Source organism: Magnetococcus marinus MC-1, from assembly GCF_000014865.1.
Taxonomy (GTDB): Bacteria; Pseudomonadota; Magnetococcia; order Magnetococcales; family Magnetococcaceae; genus Magnetococcus; species Magnetococcus marinus.
Map to the genome: position 1 here is coordinate 2118792 of NC_008576.1, position 18863 is coordinate 2137654.

The following is an 18863-nucleotide window of genomic DNA, read 5'->3' on the forward strand; positions in this document are numbered from 1 at the left end:
TTTTAAGATCTTCTACAATAGCCTGTTAAACATGGGTTAAGGCCCCATGAGCAGCATAGGCTGGCCCCAAAGGGGCAAAGGCGACCACGCCAAAGGCCAGGGCCAACGACAGTGCAATAACCGCAGCGGTTAAACCACCACTGAACTCATAGAGTAGGGCAGACCAGCGCGGGTGGGTTGCCATGGGGGGTGCTCTCCCTTGTTTGGTGGAGATAGGGCATCCTTTGCCCCATAATTTTTCTTCTTGGATTATGTTATATTCTTTTGTAAACAAAGAAAAAAGTCAGATTTGTTGCTAAAAGGATAAGGGGGAACATTCAAAAATAACGCTCATACAGCCCACCTGTAACGGGACAGCATGGCTCTGGGAAAAAAGGATGTTTTCGGTATGGAAATGGGGGCACGGTTGTCGTGTTGTAGCGGCAATATTTAGCTTTATCTTTGGTAAATAGGGCGCATTACTTGGTAGCAATGGAACGGGTTTGCGGATGTCTAAGTATTGAAATTCAATTTAAATTCGTAAAATGTTGAGTGTATGTGTGTCTTTAAAAAGCAAAATAATGCAATAAAAGCAAAATAGTGATTGCGAACGTTCGGCATCTATCCTAGAGTAGCTATACTTGGGGCAACAAAGGGGAACGCTAAAAAAGCACGATCATGCCTTGTGCGGGCGGCATCAATCGCACCGGGATAACAGCAAATAGGGTCTCATGCAGCATGCATGGGGCTTTTTTTTTATGAGTGGCCCATAAAGGAAATGGACTCATGAGGGAGCAGGACAAGCAAGTAGAGCGGTTAGAATATGGGGGGGGCTTCTCTGGTATGAGTGGCACCGGTATGCAACGCCAGCAAAGTGAGGGTAGCGGGTTGGTCTATACGGCTCATGACCCACCACCCAATAAGGATACGCCGCAGCCAGTGCCAAGAGGGTGGCGTAAGGCAGAGGTTCTTCTGTTTCACGCGCTGCCGGGCGAGGTTAAGCAGGTGATTTTGCGGCGTGAAAAAGAGCTGGAGCGTGGACTGCACCAAAAGGCTCAGCAGCTCCGACACTGGCGAGAGCGTTATGCCCCCTTTGAGGCGATCATCCAGCATTATCAACCCTTGTTTGAGTCCCACCAGATCAGCCCATCCCAGGCATTTGCTGAACTGCTGGTTTGGCGGCAGCAACTGAATGAAGACCCTGAGGCTTTTGTTGAGAAGATCGGGGTGCAGTTTGGTTTGGATATGCAGATTATTGAGTCTCCCCAAGAGGAGCCTGAGCAGGTGGCACAAGACCCTCGGTTGCGGCGCATGGAACAGGCCATTGAGTTATTAAATCAGCGTTTGCAATTTCAGGAACGGCGATTACAGGGGATGGGGTAAAGGGACCTTTGTGCGTGGGTTAGATGTGGGTTCTAGATGATCACCACTCTATCTTGCACAAGTCTCTTAACCGATGTGTGGGAAAGATGGGTTTATGTGGCGCGCCCCCCCAGGGATAGAAACCCTGGCTTGTCTGTCGCAGGGGGTTGGCGGGGCTCTACTCAGTCAGGAAAACAGAGAGGTTACAGGCCATGAAACCGTCACACACAACAGACTCACGAGGCGGGAAAATCGTCTGAGGGAGTTACAAAGCGGTCTCTTTTCACCTGTATAGGAAAAAAGCTGCTTTCAGTAATGGGGGAGCAAGGAGGCTCCCTCCGTCACAAACAGGGATGAAAAAGGTTCATATGCCTACCGGCAAATGGACCTTTTTTTGTGCCCCAGAGCGGGCACAACTTCATTAAACAGGGTCAGTTGGGGGTGGGGTTGTTTTTCAGCCAATGCAGCCACAATCCCCTCTGGCTCGGTTTAACCAACAGCGCCTGCGGGCGTGCGTGTATTCCTTTGGGTTTTGTTGGATCAACAAAATCCGCGTAGAAAGAAGGCAAACTATGTCCAGCACTCCCTATTTAAGCGAACTGGTCACCAGTACTCTGGCAGGCCGTAGCGGGTCTTTGGCCGATAACATGACCAAAAACAATGCGCTGCTGTTCCGTCTGCAAAAGAAAGACAACCTTAAACCCTTTAGCGGTGGCCGTTCCATCATTGAGGAGCTGGAGTATGCAGAAAACAGCACCTTTCAGCGCTACAGCGGTTATGAAACCCTAAATATTGCGCCCAGCGAGGTGTTTACCGCTGCGGAGTACGATATTAAACAGGCCGCTGTGGCCGTCTCTATCTCCGGTTTGGAGCAGTTGCAAAACAGCGGTACCGAGGCGGTCATTGAACTGATGGAGAGCCGCCTTAAAAACGCAGAACGCACCATGATTAACAACATTGCCGCCGACCTCTACAGCGATGGTACCGCCGATAGCGGCAAGCAGATTGGTGGTCTGCAACTGTTGGTGGCCGATGACCCCACCACGGGTACGGTGGGGGGCATTGATCGAGCCTCTTGGTCATTTTGGCGCAATGTCTCTTATGATTGCACCACCGATGGTGGGGCCTCGGCCACCGGCTCCAATATTCAGCAATATATGAATGCCGTGTGGCTGCAATTGGTGCGTGGTACAGACCGTCCCGACCTGATTATTGCCGACAATAACTTCTATAAGCTCTATCTGGAGTCTCTGCAAGCGGTGCAGCGTGTGGCCAGCAACGAGATGGCCGATGCCGGCTTTACCAGTGTGAAGTTTATGGATGCCGATGTGGTGTTCGATGGCGGTTATGGTGGTAATGCCCCGGATAACCATATGTATTTCATCAACTCGAACTATCTGAAATGGCGCCCCCATAAAGATCGCAACATGGTACCTATTGGTCCTGAACGTTTTAGCACCAATCAGGATGCCACCGTTCAATTGATCGGTGTGGCGGGTAACTTGTGCCTTTCTAACGCCTTTTTGCAAGGCGTTCTCAAAGATTAAGGGGAGAAAACACCATGAGTAACTGTATTGATGGCACCCTGGGTGTCAATTTTACCAAGCGAGCCAGCCGCCCAGATTTTCAACTGGGTCATACGGTACGTGGCAACGAGAATACCCTTTGGATCTATGTTCTCGCCGCCGAAGCGGTGGCCACCGGTAGCTGTACGGTCAACACCACCACCTATGCCTTGACCGATGCAGCGGGCAACCATACCGCCGAGGCTGCCTTTGCGGCAGGTGAATATGGCTGGGTCAAACAGAGCGCTGGTTTGACCGTTTAACGGGAACGTTCCTTTTTTTGTCAACGCAGCCACCCTTAGAACCGTGCAAAAAATAGCATAGGATATAAACCTTTGTGACCATTTATAGGTTAAAGGGTCTGCACGACAGCAGGGCCGGAAGATGAACCCTTCCGGCCCTTTTTTAGCTATTTTTTAGCGCAAACGGGCATGTCAAATGCCCGCTATGGAGAGAGAGACATCGTATGGACAATCGTGACATGGGTCGTGAACCCGGGGATGAAAAGCTGTTTGTGGAATTTTTTATGAAAGCTGTGGAGCACAAGGCGCGATCCCTGGAACAGGGGCGTCCAGTGCATGTGGAGAGAGAGTATATCAAGATTATTGTGCCCGGATCCAAAGATACCTTTATTGCGCCGGTACGTGAGCGGGACAAGATGCGTTTTGCCCGTCACTATCAAGCCTTTAAAAATAAGGATCGCACCGCCGAAATCGAGGGGACCCTGTTAGAGAGTTGGCCCGCTCTAAGTGTGACCCGGGTAGCCGATTTGAAAGCGATGCACATTTTTACCGTGGAGCAACTGGCCGCATTGCCAGATAACGCCATCCAGAAGATAGGGTTGGGGGCGCGTGAGTTGGTGGCACAGGCCAAAGCCTATCTGGAAAATGCCAAGGATAGCGCGGTGGCGCAACAGTTGGCCGTCGCGTTGGAAAAACGGGATCAACGCATTGCCGAGCTGGAAAAATTGGTGGAAAAAATGGTGGAAGCGAAAGCTCCGCTCAAGCGTCGCGGGCGTAAAACAGTAGAAGAGATGGATGAGGTGGTGTGTGTCCAGGCTGAACAGGATGGAGAGTTGGTATGAGCCTGTTGAGTATGGTCCAGCAGGCGGCTGACTTGATCGGGGTGCAGCGTCCTACGCAGGTGGTCTCTAGCAGTGATCCCACCATTCGGCAACTCCTGGCGGTGGCGCAGATGGAGGGGCGCACCTTGGCGGCCCGTGGACCCTGGCCAGAGATGACCCGTGAGGCCAGCTTTACTACCGTCGCCGGGCAGGCTAACTACGATCTGCAAAGCTTGGTCCCGGATATGGACTTTTTGATCAACAATACCATGTGGAATCGCACCACAGGGCGTGTGGTAGGGGGCCCCATGAGCGCCATGGATTGGCAAGCCAATCGCGCCCACGGGAGCGCGACCCCCTTTCCCACGTTTCGTATTCGTGAAGGTGTGCTTATGTTTGCGCCGACACCCGCTCAGTCGGAGAGCTACAGTTTTGAGTATCACAGCAAAAACTGGTGCAAAAGCAGCGCGGGGGATGGCCAGCAGGGGTGGCAAGCCGATAGCGATGTGGGCATTTTGAGCGAACATTTGATGACCCTTGGCCTGGTCTGGCGCTTTAAAAAGGCCAAGGGCTTTGACTACAGCCAAGAGTATGGGGCGTATCAAAATGAGGTCTCACAAAAAAAGGCCCGTTCTGGTGGTTCCCCCATACTCTCGTTGGTTGGTGGTCCCTCTTACACCATTCAACGGGGGGTTACAGGGGGCGGGCACTGGTACTAGGGGGGGCTGGTGTAACAAGATTTTCAAAAGAATCGCACGGTCTGGTGTGAAGAGGTTTTGACCGCTCCCGATATGGGCTCCCCGCTTGTGGTGGAGCCCCTTTTTTTGGCGTTGAGGATGCCCCCCTGGGGGGATCTATGTTGCGTGCAACAGAGGGTTTGAATATGGCAAAAGTGCGACACTCGGGGACCTCTATTCCAGCGCCTACCCGGGGCTGGAATGCCAAGGATGATATGGGGTCCATGCGTCGGGACGAGGCGATTATTTTGGATAACCTGATGCCCCACAGCTCCTATGTGGCGCTGCGGGGGGGGTATCAACCGCAGGCCGACAACCTGCCTGGAGCGGTAGAGAGCATGTTGCCTTGGAGTGGGGCTAGCAGCCGCTGTCTGTTTGTGGTGAGCGCAGGGGAGATCCACGATTGCACCAACGGTAACTCCAGTGGGGCCTTGGTGAGCGGTCTGGCTTCAAGCCGGTGGCAGCATGTCAACTATAAGGGGCGGCTCTTCATAGCCAACGGGGTGGATGCCCCCATGGATTATGACGGCACCAGTTGGAACACCACAGCTTGGAGTGGAGAGGGTTTGATCACAACCCATTTGATAGGGGTTAACCTTTTTCAGCAGCGCCTTTTTTTTGTGGAAAAAGAGAGTGCGGCGGTGTGGTACGCCGATGCTGGGGCCGTGAGTGGGGTTATGAACCGCTTTGATCTGGCCAGCTATGCACCCAATGGGGGCTACTTGCAAGCCATGGGCACCTGGACCCGTGATGGTGGGGATGGTCTGGATGATTTTGCGGTGTTCCTTATGTCTGAAGGGGATGTGTTGATCTATCAAGGCAGCAATCCGAATGATGCCACCAGTTGGAGTCTGGTAGGGATCTATCGTTTGGGGGCCCCCATTGGTCGGCGCTGTGTGATGCGTTATGGCTCGGACCTGATTGTGATCACCCAGGATGGTTATCTGCCGCTGAGTAAGGTATTGAGCGGCAGCCGCAGTGGTGAAGCGTTGTCAGATCGGATACAGGGTGCCTTGAGCGTAGCGATCCGTAACAGCGCCAGCCGCTTTGGGTGGCAGGCATTGCACTATCCGGCGGGTAACTATCTGCTGTTTAACGTGCCTCAGGCTTCGGGACGCTATGAACAACATATTTTTAACATGACCACCGGGGCGTGGTGCCGTTTTACCGGGCAAAACGGCATCTGTTGGGCGGTGTTTGAGGATAGGCTTTATTTTGGTGCTCAAAATGGCGTGCTCTATCGGGCCGACTACGGTACCCATGATGATGGTCAGGATATTGTGACCGATGGCCGCACCTCGTTTCAATATTTGGGGGGGCGTAGCAGCACCAAGCGCTTTACCATGATGCGACCGTTGCTCTCTTCGGACGCCAATTTACCCGTTTCATTAACCCTGGATACCGATTTTGGAGAGAATCCTCCTGCACCAGCGATCTCCTCGCCCAATCAGGCTGAGGGTGCGGCATGGGACAGTGAACAGTGGGATACGGCCACTTGGGGAGGGGCGATGCAGATTCGGGGTCAGTGGCAGAGCTGTCTGGGGATTGGCTACTGCGTTTCGGTGCGCTTGCGAACCGCCACCGCCAACCAAAATGTGCGCTGGCATGCATTGGATGTGCAATTTGAGAAAGGGCAGGGATTATGACCATTCGCGTTATCCCCATAGATCACACTTTGGCTGCGCAGTGGGTCAGTGAAAAGATGGTTGAACCGGTCCAATTTGGGGCGGGCCGTGCCCTGGCGGCGGTGGATGGCTCTGAGTTGTTGGCGGCGGTGCTCTATCAAAACTATCGCGATGTGGACATTGAGATGGCCATTGCCGCCTCTCATCCCCGTTGGGCCAAAAGGGGGGTGATTGGAGCCTTTTTTCACTATCCCTTTGTGCAGTTGGGCTGCCGACGTGTCACCAGTTTGGTGGCCCACACCAATAGAGCCTCGCAACGTTTGGCCGAGGGGCTGGGGTTTCAACTGGAGGGGCGCTGTCGCCAAAGTTATCCCGCTGGGCAGGATGCCTTAATTTACGGACTGCTTAAAACAGAGTGTCGCTGGTTGGCTCCTCAAGTCAGGCCAAACCAGTCTGCTTGATTGGTGCAGCACGCACCCGTTTGTTCACAGCCCCGCCCATGCGGGGTTTTTTTTATGATGTCAAGAGGAGGATGTGCCATGGCCAGAGATGGATTGGGTACACACAACCGGCTCTATAGTTGGAGTGAGGAGGCCAGTGGGGGCAACCCCATCTCCAGTACCAAAATGGATGCCGAAATGAACGACATGGTGGCAGAGATCAGCAACAGCCTGCCCCGTGATGGACAGGCAGCACCCACCGCCAACCTACCCATGGGGGGGTATAAGCATACCAATGTGGCCAATGCCACCGCGCGTAGCCACTATGCCACTGCGGCCCAATTGCAAGATGGCAGCTTAACCCATGGTAGTGAGAGCGGTACCACCAATAGCTATTTGTTAACCTTAGCGCCTGGACTGACTGGGTATCAAGCTGGGCAACTGTTCAGCTTTGTAGCGACGCATAGCAACAGTGGGGCAGCAACGATAAATATTAATGGTTTGGGTGCGGTAGCCATTAAAAAGCAGGTTACACAAGATCTGGCCGCAGGGGATATCGCCACCGGTAGTGTGGTGATGGTGGTGCATGATGGTAGCCATTTTCAGTTACTTAATGCAGCCACCTTAGAGCACGCTGCGCTGGTGGGGGCTGGCAGTAACACCCATGCCGAGATTGATGCCCATTTAAGCCAGCAGGATAACCCCCACAACGTCACCGATGCCCAAGTGGGGGTGGATGAGGCAAAGTGGAATGCCAACCGATTGCAGGGTGTGACGGTGGATAATAGCGACATTGGCGAGGGTAAATGCCTCGCTTATGACAGCGGCACAGAGAGCCTAACTTATCAAACCATCGATACAGCAACCGTTGTTTCATCTGGCGAGCTAACCCTTAGCCCAATCTTTTCAGCCGGTCGCTATCAGGTGGCACACGGTCTGGGTGGGGTGCCCTCTCTGGTCTCCATCTATCTGGTGTGCGTTTTGGCCGAGCACGGCTATAGCGTGGGTCAACGCTTAGAGTTAATGATTCATGCCGAAGGTGCAGATTCGACCTACTTTAATGCATCCATGGATAGCAACTCGATCATTTTCCGGTTTAATGACGTTTCTCAAGTCTCTGATTACGAGCTCTACACCCTTGTGGAAGATGGTTTGAGCAGCGCGCGCCTCACCGCATCGCATTGGGCGATCCAATGTCATGCCTATCGTTTTTTATAAGAGAGGAAAGATGAAATGACGGTACAAGCTTTTGCACCTGGCCCAACCAGTTCAATTGCCGTGTCGGAGAGTTCGCAGTCGGTTTTAATTGGGGGCGATGGGGCGCAAGTGATGGTCACCAACAGTGGTGCTGCGGTGGTGTTTATTGCATTTGGTCAAGGCAGTGTCACGGCCAGTGTGGGTGATACCCCGATTCTACCGGGCAGTGTGCAGGTCTTTAGCCGCTCCCCCCGTATGCACACCCATGCAGCGGCGCTTTGCGCCGCTGGGCAGAGCAGCCATTCCATTTATTTTACCTCAGGTGGAGGCATCTAACCATGGCATTAATACGACGTTTTGGTTGTCAGCACCATCGGTTGCGTGGCTTGCTGGGGCTGGCTGTGGTGTTGTCTGAACCGGCATGTCTGCTTCTGCAAGGGGGCGATTTTTTTCTGCTGGAATCCGCAGATCATCTTATTTTAGAAGGATAATAGGGTATGGCTGATCAACCATTGACACAACTGCCTGCTCTGTTGGATGTGCAGGAGAGTGATCTGCTTTATGCGGTGCGGGATGGGCAGTCCAAGCAGCTTGACGTGGCAACATTAAGGGGCATGAACGAGGGTCTCTATGCTCCAGTTAGCCACGGGCATAGCCTGTCTGACATCACTGACGCGGGGCAGGCCGCCGCCTTAGCGGTAGGCACTACCCCTGGCACGGTGGCGGCGGGGGATCATAACCATAGCGGCCTCTATCAACCCCACTTCACCAGCAGCTACACCCTGCCCAGCGCCGATGGCAGCAGTGGGCAGGTGCCGCAAACCAACGGGGCCGGTGTCGTAAGCTGGGTGGATATGGCGGCAGGGGGTGGGGGCGCTACGGCACTGAATGAGCTAAGCGATGTGGCCTATCTGGCCGGGGCCTCGGGTTATGTGATCATGGATGATGGGGTAGAAACCCCTCAGCCCGGGCAAATAGCGATTGGTGATCTGAACGGGGCGAGCTATGCGGGTGCGATCTCGATTGGCATGAACGTCACCACCACCGGCCTTAATGCGGTGGTCATTGGCGCAGGGGCATCGGGTGGCGTTCAAGATGTGGCGCTTGGTTATGGTGCAACGGCTACTGGTTATGGCGTAGCGGTTGGCACGAACGCCAAGGCAAAGTCGGCCTGTGTTGCGATTGGACGAAACACCGGATCTTCCGGATCGGTCTATTCCTTTGTGGCCATCGGTGACGGAGTAACGGGTTCTGATTATTCTTCGGCGGTTGGTGCGAATGCTGTCAATGGACAAGGATCTTGTATCCTTGGAAATTATGCCAGTGCTGCCTATTGGGGGCATGCGATTGGTCGTTACGCAACGGCTGGCAATTATGCAACGGCCATTGGAACATCGTCGAACGCATACGCGCACTCAATCGCTATTGGACAGAGCGCGGCAACCACCTCTGCGGGTGAAGTTGTGTTACGCGCGAATGCCATCGACCTGCTGCGCATCTCTAGCGCTGGCGTGGCTATCTACGGTGGCGCTTATACACTCCCCATTACCGATGGTAGCGCCGGTCAGGTGCTGCAAACCGATGGTGCGGGCAATCTCTCTTGGGTCACTTTATAAGGAACGAACCATGGCTTTACAACTGAACTTTACCTCGTCGCGTTTTGGGGTCAACTGTCCCGATGGGTATGTGCGTATCTACAGCTTTCAAGGGGATAACAAGCGGGTGCATTGTCGGGCGGGCTTCTACGCCTCAAAGGCAGCGCGAGCGGCTGGACAAGCCCCGTTAGAAGAAGAGGGGTTTGAGTTTGATTTTGACGAATCCGATGGGGATAACCTGCTCAAGCGGCTCTACGCCAACATCAAGGCAGATCCGCGATTTGCCTTGGCACTGGATGTGTGACACAGCGCATTAAAAATGTGCGCAATTGTAACAAGCGAGCCGTGTTGAGGCTCTTGCCCAGCATCCATGCTGGGGTAAGTAAGGTGCGCCACCGCAGTAAAAAACGATCCCCACAAATTGTTTACCCAGAGCCCATGTTATCTTTAACGGCCCCATTCTGAGACCGATTGATGGTAAGCCACTGCCCTCTTTGGATGGCAGTGGCTTATTTGTCTGCATAGAAAATAGATTTCACGTGTGAGGGTTTGTTTTATTGGATAAAACAATCAATTTTCCGCGCGTTTGAGGGGGCTGTTTTTTTTCCCTTTTCAGGATTCTAACCGCTTACCAAAATGTTGAGTTGCATACCCTGTTAGCCGATGGTTCTTCGCTACATGGGCAACCTTTACAAGCACGCTCTGCGAGTGCGACTGGAAAAATGATACAGAATATCCATTTGTTCGGATTTAATCGTAACAAATGCTTGGTTCTTGGTGGGAAACATGGCACTCTTGGGGTAGCATGTGGAACTTTGTATTGGCTTTCCACCTATTTAGGAATTTTTATGAGTCCCAACACCATATGGGTGGTTGACGATTCGGCTACTATTCGCTTGATGTTAGACAAGTTTTATCGGGAACTTGGCTACCGGGTCGTCCTTATGAAGGATGGTTTAGAAGCGATCACTGCGGTCGAGTCGGGCAATAAGCCAGATCTGATGCTGCTGGATGTAGATATGCCGGGCATGAACGGTTTTGATGTCTGCCGCATCATCCGTCAGCACCATGACCAGCCCCCCACCTTACCCATCATCATGCTCACCAGCAGCGATGATGAGGCCGATATTGAGCGCGCCTTTGCCCTTGGGGTGGATGAATATCTGCTCAAGCCGGTCAACTGGTCGCTGCTCAAGCAGCGTACTCGGCTATTGCTGGAGCGTCGGCAGGCGGTGCGTGGGCAACAGAGCTCGCAACAGTGGCTGGCTGCCCTGTTTAGCACGGCTGTGGATGCCATTGTGGTGTTTGACGAAGACGGCATTATTTTAGACGTTAACCCCGCCTTAGAGCGGCTGTTTGGCTATGTGCGCGCGGTGATGATTGGGCAGGGTATTCAACTGCTGTTACCAACGGCCCCTTCGGGTCCCGAATCGGTGGTGCAAACCCCTTCGGTGGACCAAATCACCGCCAGTTCCGGTAGCGGGCAGGAGGTTAAGGCGCGTCATCGCGATGGTAACCACTTTATTGTGCAATTGGCGGTTTCGCGGGTAGAAAGCGAAGATGGGGAGAGCCGGTTTTTCGCCATTATCCACGATTTAACCGAACAAAAAATGCTGCAAAAGGCGCTCATGGCTCGCAATGAAGAGATGCTGCGGGAGCGCTCCATCGTGGCAGATATCCTAGACCGTATGCGCGCTCATAGCACCAATGATGTCACGGGTGTTTTCACCATTTTTCACCCCATGGAGCGGGCTTCGGGGGATATCCTTATTGCCGCTACCCGTCCCACCGGGGTGCGTCATGTGTTTTTGGGAGATTTTACCGGTCATGGGCTTACCGCTGCTTTGGCGGGTCCTATGGTGACGGACATCTTTTGCACCATGACCAATAAGGGCTTTGCCCCCGATCAAATTTTGACCGAGATGAACCGACAACTCCACGTCAAACTACCGACCACGCTGTTTCTCGCCGCCTCGTTTATTGAGTATGACCCGGCGCAAAAGCGGCTGTTTATTTGGAATGGTGGCAATCCCCCCCTCTTTTTGTTGCGCAATGATGGCAGCGTGCGGACCTTTCCCAGTCATACCCTGTCGCTGGGGATTGTCGGAGGACAGAGTTTTGATGCCCAAGGGTGTACCCTACACGTGGAAGAGGGGGAGCAGGTCGTCGCCTACACCGATGGTATTACCGAAGTAGCCGCACAGCATAGTGTGGATATGTTTGGTGAAGATCGGGTTGTTGAGCTGTTTCAGCGTGCCGACTCGCTGGAGGAGGTCAAAGATCTTCTGCTTAAAGAGCTTTGCGCCTTTAGCGGTAGTGAGGTTATGGATGATGACCTTTCCATGGTAATTGTGCAGTGCTGAGTATGGCAGGATTTTAAAGCACGACTACGGGCAGGCTGTGGTCGTGCTTTAAGTGGTTAAATAGGGTGGACCCCTCCCTGCAAACCAAGGTTGTGCTTGTGGTTCGCAAGCTCCAAGCGCAAACGCAATCGTGGTGGCCTGGGGGAGGGGAGAAGATACCACGAGCTAAGGTTTCAGCAACTGGGAGGCGACGGCCTGCGCAAATTCGGGGTAGTGTTGCACACGGTTGATGCCCTGCCGGTGGATGGGCTGGCGTACTTGGTCTAGAGTTTGGGTCAAGACGGGCCGCTGGGGGTGCGCCTTAAACTCAGCATAATGGGGTTGCCATGACCATCCGAGTGCCCCATAAAGCGCTTGGGTTTGCGCTTGAGGCTGTTCCACCAATCCTTCATAGTTGACCTCAATCATCCGGCCTGGATGCCAGCTTTCCCACGTTTGCATCGTGCGTTGATAATAGTGGTAGTAGTCCACCAAATCTGCGGGGGTGGTGGTCCAGCCATGCCCTTCAAAAAAATAACTGCGGTAGCATGAAAAGAGGGTTTCCACAGGATCCCGCTGACAATGAATGATCTTCGCTTCGGGGAAAAGCACCGGCAAAATTCCGGCAAAACGGAAATTACCGGGGGATTTATCGGTATACCACGGGGTGGTGATCTGGCGTGCTTTCAGCTCTTTACGGTAGTAACTGCGGGCTTCTAAAATGGACTCTGCCACCTGTTCTACCGGTAGGGATTCCCCCGCCATGAGGGGGGCCATCAGTGCACCCAATGCCTCATTGAGTAGGGGCAGTTCTCCTGCTGGGGTAACACTGCTGTGGCGTGCCACAATTTCTTCGACCAAGGTGGTGCCGGAGCGGGGCATGCCAAGGATAAAAATGGGGTTTGGTCCCTGCCATGGGCTTAGTTTAAAGCCTTGTAACTGCTCTTTAATGCTTTCCAGCTTGAGGGTCATCATCTTCTCTTGATGGACCACGGGGCGGCGCACTTTACGCAGGGCGCTGTTGGCCTGCTGGTAATAGCTATAAGCGGTGGCATAATCTTCTCGGGCCGCTTCGGCATGGGCGCGAGCAAACAGTAAATTGACCCAAGCCAAGGGGTCCTTTTGAGGCCCTTGTTGCAGTTGCTCCAGAAGGGCTTGGTAGAGCACTTCATCCCGGCTGCCTGGACCGCTGTAGATACGCAGATAGGCCAGCGCCTCGTTGGGTTGGCGACGAATGCACTCACCGTAGAGCTGGGCGGCGGCTTGCTGTTGGCCGGACAAAAACTGGCTTAAGGCCAAGTTGTGCAGCAGGGGGGGGCTTTCGGGAAACTGTTCAACCCCATCTTTGGCCAAGGCCAACAGGCTTTCTGCGGTGGGAAAACCCTCCATCGCCAGTTGAAACTTAACCAGTGCGGCGTTTTGAAAAAGGGTAGGGTTTTCTTTATATTGAGGCAATAGTTGGGAAAAATAGTGGTCGGCTTCACGTAATTTGCCCATACGCATGCAGACGATGGCAACATTGTTGACCGCATTAATACTAAGGGGCTGTTCGGTCAGGCGCAGGTTGGCATAGCTGTAGGCAGAGGGATTATCCCCTTGTTCCAACTTAAGAATGGTTAGATTTTCCAGCGCGGTATGGCGATCTTCAGGCTGTTCCAAGCACTGTATATACAGGGGTTCAGCCTGTTCTAGGCGCTTTTGACTATGCAGATCAATCGCTTGTTGTAGCGTATGGGGTAAGGGCATGAAACGACCTCATAAAAAATTGGGCACCAGTCGGGACTATTTCTCCAGTGAGCTGGGTACCACTAAATAACCGTACAACGCGCCACTTGCGCCGTTTTTTGGTACCAGCTTCGGTGCTCACTCGTCATTAAAAACAGTAGCGGCTCCATGTTAACACATTAAAGCCACAATGCCGCCCCCCTTGCAGATGCTCTGTTACTATAGAGCCCCCTATGCAGAGTGCTTTGGCATCCATTCTGCCCCGCTTAGAAAGATGGAAATGGTGGGGGCAATGGTGTGTTTAGGAGCCACACAAAGCTAAGAAGAACGGAAAAAAGGGCCGTGTGAGCAGGCTCTCCACAAAATGACATAGACCGCTTGCCGAGCACAAAAAATTGCATTGCGCCAAATGCTGGCTTTATGGCGCCCTGCATAGGCGGGTAAACGCTGAAAAAAATAACGAGAAATCGTGAGAAACCGCACACAATATCTAGAAACGACATGTATAAATATGCATAATAGTCTATCAAATAAAGCCATAACGGACGTTTTGAGCGTACCGTTTAAGGTTGCATTGGTTGATTGAATCGACATGCACGCTCATGTTGGCCAACCGTGTACCCCTTCATCCAGGCTTGTAAACTTGCGCCATGCTTTGGATCCTGTTCAACAAAAAGAGTCACGAGGATGCCTATGTCTTTCCTAAATATTCCGGTTAAACAGATTGTAGCGGCAACGATCTTTGCGATAATCGCCCTCTATTTCTCAACGATCGTGCCTACCATCCAAATTGCTTGGGTCATGGGCATTCTCATTCTTACCATCTATCTCTTTTCTTTTGAAGTGGTTGGGGTGGATGTCGCAGCCATTACGGTCATGGTTCTGTTGGGTGTGAGTTCGCTACTGGCCCCCTATATGGGGTTAGAAGCAGGTTTAGTCAATAACCAGCACCTTTTTAATGGTTTCTCATCTAATGCGGTGATCTCCATTATTGCTGTCATGATCATTGGAGCGGGCTTGGATAAGACGGGTGTCATGGGGAAAATGGCCGGGTTTATCCTCAAAATAGGGGGTACCACCGAAGGCCGTATCATCCCTATTATCTCTGGCACGGTAAGCTTTATCTCAAGCTTTATGCAAAACGTGGGAGCTGCGGCCCTGTTTATTCCGGTGGTAAGCCGCATCTCCGCGCGCAGTGGTATACCGATGTCACGGCTGCTTATGCCTATGGGTTTTTGTGCCATTTTGGGTGGCACCGTAACCATGGTTGGCTCCAGTCCGTTGATTTTGCTCAATGATCTTATCCTCAACTCCAATGCGGCTCTACCTGCCGAGAAACAAATGGCAACTTGGGGGCTTTTTTCCGTTACCCCAATCGGCTTGGCCTTGGTCTCAACCGGGATTCTCTATTTTGTGTTGGCTGGCCGCTTTGTGCTCCCAGCTAGCGGGGGTAAAGGGGGGAACGCCACCAGCCCCATGACCTACTTTCGGGAAACCTACGGCCTAGACTACGTTATGAACGAAGTCCTCGTGCCTTCAGAAACCTCTTTGGTCGGTAAAAACCTGTTTGACATCGAGCATGGAGAGTACAAAATCCGTGTTATCGCCGTGCAGCAAGGGCCTGGGGATATCGTCATGGGTCACAACGGCTTGTCCCGCGAGTTTACTGTGCGTGGCGGCATGGTGCTGGGGGTTATGGGTATCCAGTCCGAGGTTAATCGTTGGGCGAACGACTGGGGTCTCCTGGTTCGGCAAGAGCTCAAATCATTTCACGAGGCTCTATCGGCTACCAAAGCGGGTATTGCTGAGGTGGTTATCCCCCCAAGCTCTGACTTGGTTAATAAAAGTGCCCGTGATGTATGGATGCGGAAAACCATGGGTCTCTCCATGATCGGTTTGCATCGTGGGGGGAAAACCTTACAGGAGGGCGATGGTATTCGTGCCATGCCGCTACAAGCTGGCGATACCTTGGTGGTGCATACCAGCTGGGAAACGTTGGCGCGCATTGAAAAAGACCGCAATTTTGTGGTGGTTACCACAGAATACCCGCGTGAAGAGTTGCGCCCCAACAAGGTAGGCTGGGCTGCTTTGTTTTTTGTTATCGCCCTCTCCATGGTGCTGTTTAGTGATCTGCGTCTGTCGGTGGCGCTGCTTACCGGAGCGGTGGGCATGATCCTGAGTGGCGTGTTGACCATTGATGAAGCCTACCAAGCGGTCAGTTGGAAAACCGTCTTTCTGCTCGCTTCCTTGATCCCGCTCGGGGCTGCTGTTGAGACTTCGGGAACGGCTGCATGGATCGCCCGCGAGGTGCTGGCTGCCATTGGCACCCCGCCAACCTGGGTATTGCAAGGGGTTATCGCGGTTCTCGCTACTTTCTTTACATTGGTCATGTCCAATGTGGGCGCGACCGTACTGCTGGTACCCTTGGCGATTAATATTGCGTTGGAGGTTGGGGCGAACCCGGCCGTATTTGCGTTGACGGTTGCCATCGCCACCTCCAATTCGTTCCTAATCCCTACCCACCAGGTTAACGCCTTGATCATGGGGCCTGCGGGCTACCGCGTGCCTGACTTCATGCGGGCAGGGGGGATCATGACCCTACTGTTCCTGATTGTCATGATGGTTATGATGAACTTGATTTTCTAAGAGAGCGGAACCCAAAGCTCTAGCCTAACAACACGAGACGCACAACGGTGTCTTCTCCAAAAGGGGGAGACACCGTTTTTGTGTCTCTAGCTTAGCCGCCTTTATCCTCGAATTTTTCAAAGCCAGATCCTGTTGCGCCAAAGGGTGTAGAGATCTGGTTCATGGCTCACCGAGGTTGTCATGCAAATTTGTATCGTCCCCCTGCCATCCTGAGGGAGCATCTGCTGCCCCGAATAGTGTCCCGCATCCGCATATAAAAAATCCGTGACAGAGATCTCCTGTCACGGATTTTTAAGGGTGCCCTATGGCGAATGGTGTCGTTTCGTGGGTACTTACGAAAGAACGTGCCAACCCCATGAAGTATGGGCACGATCCCACGGCTTTTCTCTATGAGCAAACCTAAGCCAACACTCTGCCCACATGGACAATCAGCCAAGCCATGCTCCAGGCCAAAGAGAATGAGAAAACAATGGAAAAGAGCGCCCATTTCCACCCACCGGCCTCCTGTCGGATAGCCGCAAGCGTCGCAATACAAGGGGCGTAGAAGAGGGCGAAGATCATAAAGGCAAAGGCTACCAGGGGCGACATGTTGGCGGCCAAAGCGTTACGTAAGCTATCAGACTCCTCTGTTGAATCATCATCTTGGGCATAGATGACAGCGTAGCTTGCAACCACCACCTCTTTAGCCAGCAGCCCGGTAAGAATCGCCACGGTATCTTTCCAATTAAAACCAAGGGGTTCAAAGATGGGGGAGATGGTCAGGGCGATTTGTCCCAGATAGCTTTTTTCTAAGGCCTCTTGTTTTTCCGCACGTTTGAGCCGTGCGATCTGCTCATTTCGCGTGGGTGATTCTGGTTGTGTTTCAAATTGGCTGATGTGGGTAGGGTAATCCTGGCTCCATTGAATCTCCTTGGGGAACTCTTGCAGTACCCAGATTACGATAGAGCCTACAAAGATCACGCCTGCAATTTTCTTGAGAAAGCTCATACCCTTGTCCCACATGTGTATGATAATACCACGTGCTGTGGGGAGTCGGTAAGGGGGAAGCTCCATCACAAAAGCGCCATCGTCACCCTTGAAGAAAAATTTGCTCAACAGTACCGCTGCGCCCATAGCTCCAACAATGGAGATCATATACATGGCAAAAACCACACTGCCTGCGTGTTCAGCAAAAAAGGCACCGGCAAATAAAATAAACACCGGTAGACGCGCCGCGCATAGCATAAACGGGTTGACCAAAATGGTGACCATTCTGGCGCGTTCATCTTCAATGGTGCGGGTGGCCATAACCGCAGGCACGTTGCAACCAAAACCCATAACCATGGGGATTAACGCTTTGCCATGCAGACCAAACATGTGCATGACCCGGTCCATTAAAAAGGCCGCTCGGGCCAGATAACCCGTCTCGCTGAAGATGGCCATAAAAAAGAACAGAATGACGATGTTGGGTAAAAAGATAATGGTTCCCCCAACTCCAGCGATCACGCCATCAACAATGAGATCTTTAGCCATGCTGGTTGGCAAGATGCTCGCTACAAAATCGGAAAAGAGCGCGACGCCTTGATCGATCCAACCCATGGGAATTTCACCCACCGTAAAGGTTGTGTGAAACATCAGCCACAAAAGTCCAAAGAAAATGGGCATGCCCAATAGCCGGTTGAGAAAAAACATATCCAACCAGTTGGTGACTTTGTGGCGAGCATCGACAAAGGTCGGTTTATTCACGGCCTCTGCCAGAATACCGTTTACATAACCATAACGGGCATCGGCAATCATCGCCGAGCAGTGTAAGCCATGGTTATGGGAGATGTCGTAGCATTCACGACGCACCATTTCAAGCAGGTGTTCATGCTCGTCTTCGCGACTGATGACCTCTTCATCCCCTTCTAACAGTTTGATGGCCAGCCAACGGCTGTTATCACTATCGGGGCTATTGGGATGCAGATCATGGATGAGTTGGGAGATGCGACCAACTGCGGTATCTAAATGCAGATCGAAATTGATGAAACGGCGAGGGTTCGCTTTCCCCTTTTTGGCCTGTTGCACGGCCGCATCCATAAGATCCTGAATCCCCGTACCAGAACGGCCCGAGGTTTTTATGACCGGTGCCCCCAGCATTTCGCTCAGGGTTTGGGCTTCGATGAGGGTCTCTTCTCGTTCGACCTCATCGACCATATTTAGGGCAAAAACCATGGGTGTTCCCATCTCGACCAACTGAGTGGTCAGATAGAGGGAGCGCTCTAGGTTGCCCGCGTCAATGACATTGATGATGACATCAGCCTTACCTTCAAGAATATAGCGTCGTGTTTCTCGTTCTTCTTGGGTGGCGGAAGTAAGCGCGTAAATGCCTGGCATATCCACCAGGTTGAAGGTATGACCAGCAAGACACAGCCGACGCTCCCGAACCGTAACGGTTACTCTGGGATAGTTACCCACTTGGTCTTTTCCACCTGTCAAGCGATTGAGCAGGGAAGTTTTGCCGCAGTTTGGATTACCGACCAGTGCGACGGTGATGGTTTCATCTTGACTTATCGTTGGGGTGGTGATGTTCATTGAAAAACCTTAACGAGCGTAAAATATGCGTGAG

At 52.7% G+C, this 18863-nt stretch carries 17 protein-coding genes; 14 read left to right on the forward strand and 3 right to left on the reverse strand.

The genetic code is table 11. The annotated features are described in order from the left end of the window. Nucleotides 1-25: 25 nt before the first annotated feature. On the reverse strand, nucleotides 26-184 hold the full coding sequence (locus tag MMC1_RS21900; RefSeq protein ID WP_160162686.1) for a hypothetical protein: 159 nt from the start codon (nucleotides 182-184) through the stop codon (nucleotides 26-28). A 581-nt stretch (nucleotides 185-765) separates the two neighbouring features. Here MMC1_RS21900 and MMC1_RS08740 point away from each other — a divergent pair. From MMC1_RS08740 to MMC1_RS08795, 13 genes are all read left to right on the forward strand, one after another. Then, nucleotides 766-1362 (forward strand): hypothetical protein, encoded by a 597-nt coding sequence (locus MMC1_RS08740; RefSeq protein ID WP_011713371.1) that lies wholly within the window; start codon nucleotides 766-768, stop codon nucleotides 1360-1362. A gap of 551 nt (nucleotides 1363-1913) precedes the next feature. Beyond that, nucleotides 1914-2888: a phage major capsid protein gene (locus MMC1_RS08745; protein ID WP_011713372.1), complete on the forward strand. Its 975-nt coding sequence runs from the start codon at nucleotides 1914-1916 to the stop codon at nucleotides 2886-2888. Nucleotides 2889-2902: 14 nt separating this feature from the next. Further along, the gene (locus tag MMC1_RS08750) at nucleotides 2903-3169 is read left to right on the forward strand and encodes a hypothetical protein (protein WP_011713373.1); all 267 of its coding nucleotides are present in this window, start codon (nucleotides 2903-2905) and stop codon (nucleotides 3167-3169) included. Between the two features lie 203 nt (nucleotides 3170-3372). Further along, nucleotides 3373-3990: a hypothetical protein gene (locus MMC1_RS08755; protein ID WP_011713374.1), complete on the forward strand. Its 618-nt coding sequence runs from the start codon at nucleotides 3373-3375 to the stop codon at nucleotides 3988-3990. Next, the gene (locus MMC1_RS08760) at nucleotides 3987-4688 is read left to right on the forward strand and encodes a phage adaptor protein (protein WP_011713375.1); all 702 of its coding nucleotides are present in this window, start codon (nucleotides 3987-3989) and stop codon (nucleotides 4686-4688) included. The genes MMC1_RS08755 and MMC1_RS08760 overlap by 4 nt, the downstream gene beginning before the upstream one ends. 137 nt (nucleotides 4689-4825) lie before the next feature. After that, entirely contained in the window at nucleotides 4826-6352 is a 1527-nt protein-coding gene (locus MMC1_RS08765) for a hypothetical protein (protein WP_011713376.1), read from the forward strand. Then, a complete protein-coding gene (locus tag MMC1_RS19925; protein ID WP_011713377.1) occupies nucleotides 6349-6792 on the forward strand; it encodes a GNAT family N-acetyltransferase in 444 nt (147 codons plus the stop codon). The genes MMC1_RS08765 and MMC1_RS19925 overlap by 4 nt, the downstream gene beginning before the upstream one ends. Before the next feature lie 78 nt (nucleotides 6793-6870). Beyond that, nucleotides 6871-7989, forward strand: a complete 1119-nt coding sequence (locus tag MMC1_RS08775; protein WP_011713378.1) for a hypothetical protein — start codon at nucleotides 6871-6873, stop codon at nucleotides 7987-7989. Between the two features lie 15 nt (nucleotides 7990-8004). Then, nucleotides 8005-8304 (forward strand): hypothetical protein, encoded by a 300-nt coding sequence (locus MMC1_RS08780; protein ID WP_011713379.1) that lies wholly within the window; start codon nucleotides 8005-8007, stop codon nucleotides 8302-8304. A gap of 2 nt (nucleotides 8305-8306) precedes the next feature. Further along, on the forward strand, nucleotides 8307-8459 hold the full coding sequence (locus MMC1_RS21905) for a hypothetical protein (RefSeq protein WP_160162687.1): 153 nt from the start codon (nucleotides 8307-8309) through the stop codon (nucleotides 8457-8459). Nucleotides 8460-8465: 6 nt separating this feature from the next. Next, nucleotides 8466-9584, forward strand: a complete 1119-nt coding sequence (locus MMC1_RS08785) for a hypothetical protein (RefSeq protein ID WP_011713380.1) — start codon at nucleotides 8466-8468, stop codon at nucleotides 9582-9584. Nucleotides 9585-9594: 10 nt separating this feature from the next. Then, on the forward strand, nucleotides 9595-9867 hold the full coding sequence (locus MMC1_RS08790) for a hypothetical protein (RefSeq protein WP_011713381.1): 273 nt from the start codon (nucleotides 9595-9597) through the stop codon (nucleotides 9865-9867). A gap of 544 nt (nucleotides 9868-10411) precedes the next feature. Then, nucleotides 10412-11926, forward strand: coding sequence for a SpoIIE family protein phosphatase (locus MMC1_RS08795; RefSeq protein ID WP_011713382.1), 1515 nt, complete (start codon nucleotides 10412-10414; stop codon nucleotides 11924-11926). A gap of 165 nt (nucleotides 11927-12091) precedes the next feature. Here MMC1_RS08795 and MMC1_RS08800 read toward each other — a convergent pair whose 3' ends face one another. Continuing rightward, nucleotides 12092-13651, reverse strand: coding sequence for a tetratricopeptide repeat-containing sulfotransferase family protein (locus tag MMC1_RS08800; RefSeq protein ID WP_011713383.1), 1560 nt, complete (start codon nucleotides 13649-13651; stop codon nucleotides 12092-12094). Nucleotides 13652-14323: 672 nt separating this feature from the next. Here MMC1_RS08800 and MMC1_RS08805 point away from each other — a divergent pair. Further along, nucleotides 14324-16276, forward strand: a complete 1953-nt coding sequence (locus MMC1_RS08805; RefSeq protein ID WP_011713384.1) for an SLC13 family permease — start codon at nucleotides 14324-14326, stop codon at nucleotides 16274-16276. A 399-nt stretch (nucleotides 16277-16675) separates the two neighbouring features. On the opposite strand, the gene feoB is transcribed toward MMC1_RS08805, so the two are convergent. Continuing rightward, the gene (gene feoB / locus MMC1_RS08810) at nucleotides 16676-18829 is read right to left on the reverse strand and encodes a ferrous iron transport protein B (protein ID WP_011713385.1); all 2154 of its coding nucleotides are present in this window, start codon (nucleotides 18827-18829) and stop codon (nucleotides 16676-16678) included. Nucleotides 18830-18863: the final 34 nt, after the last annotated feature.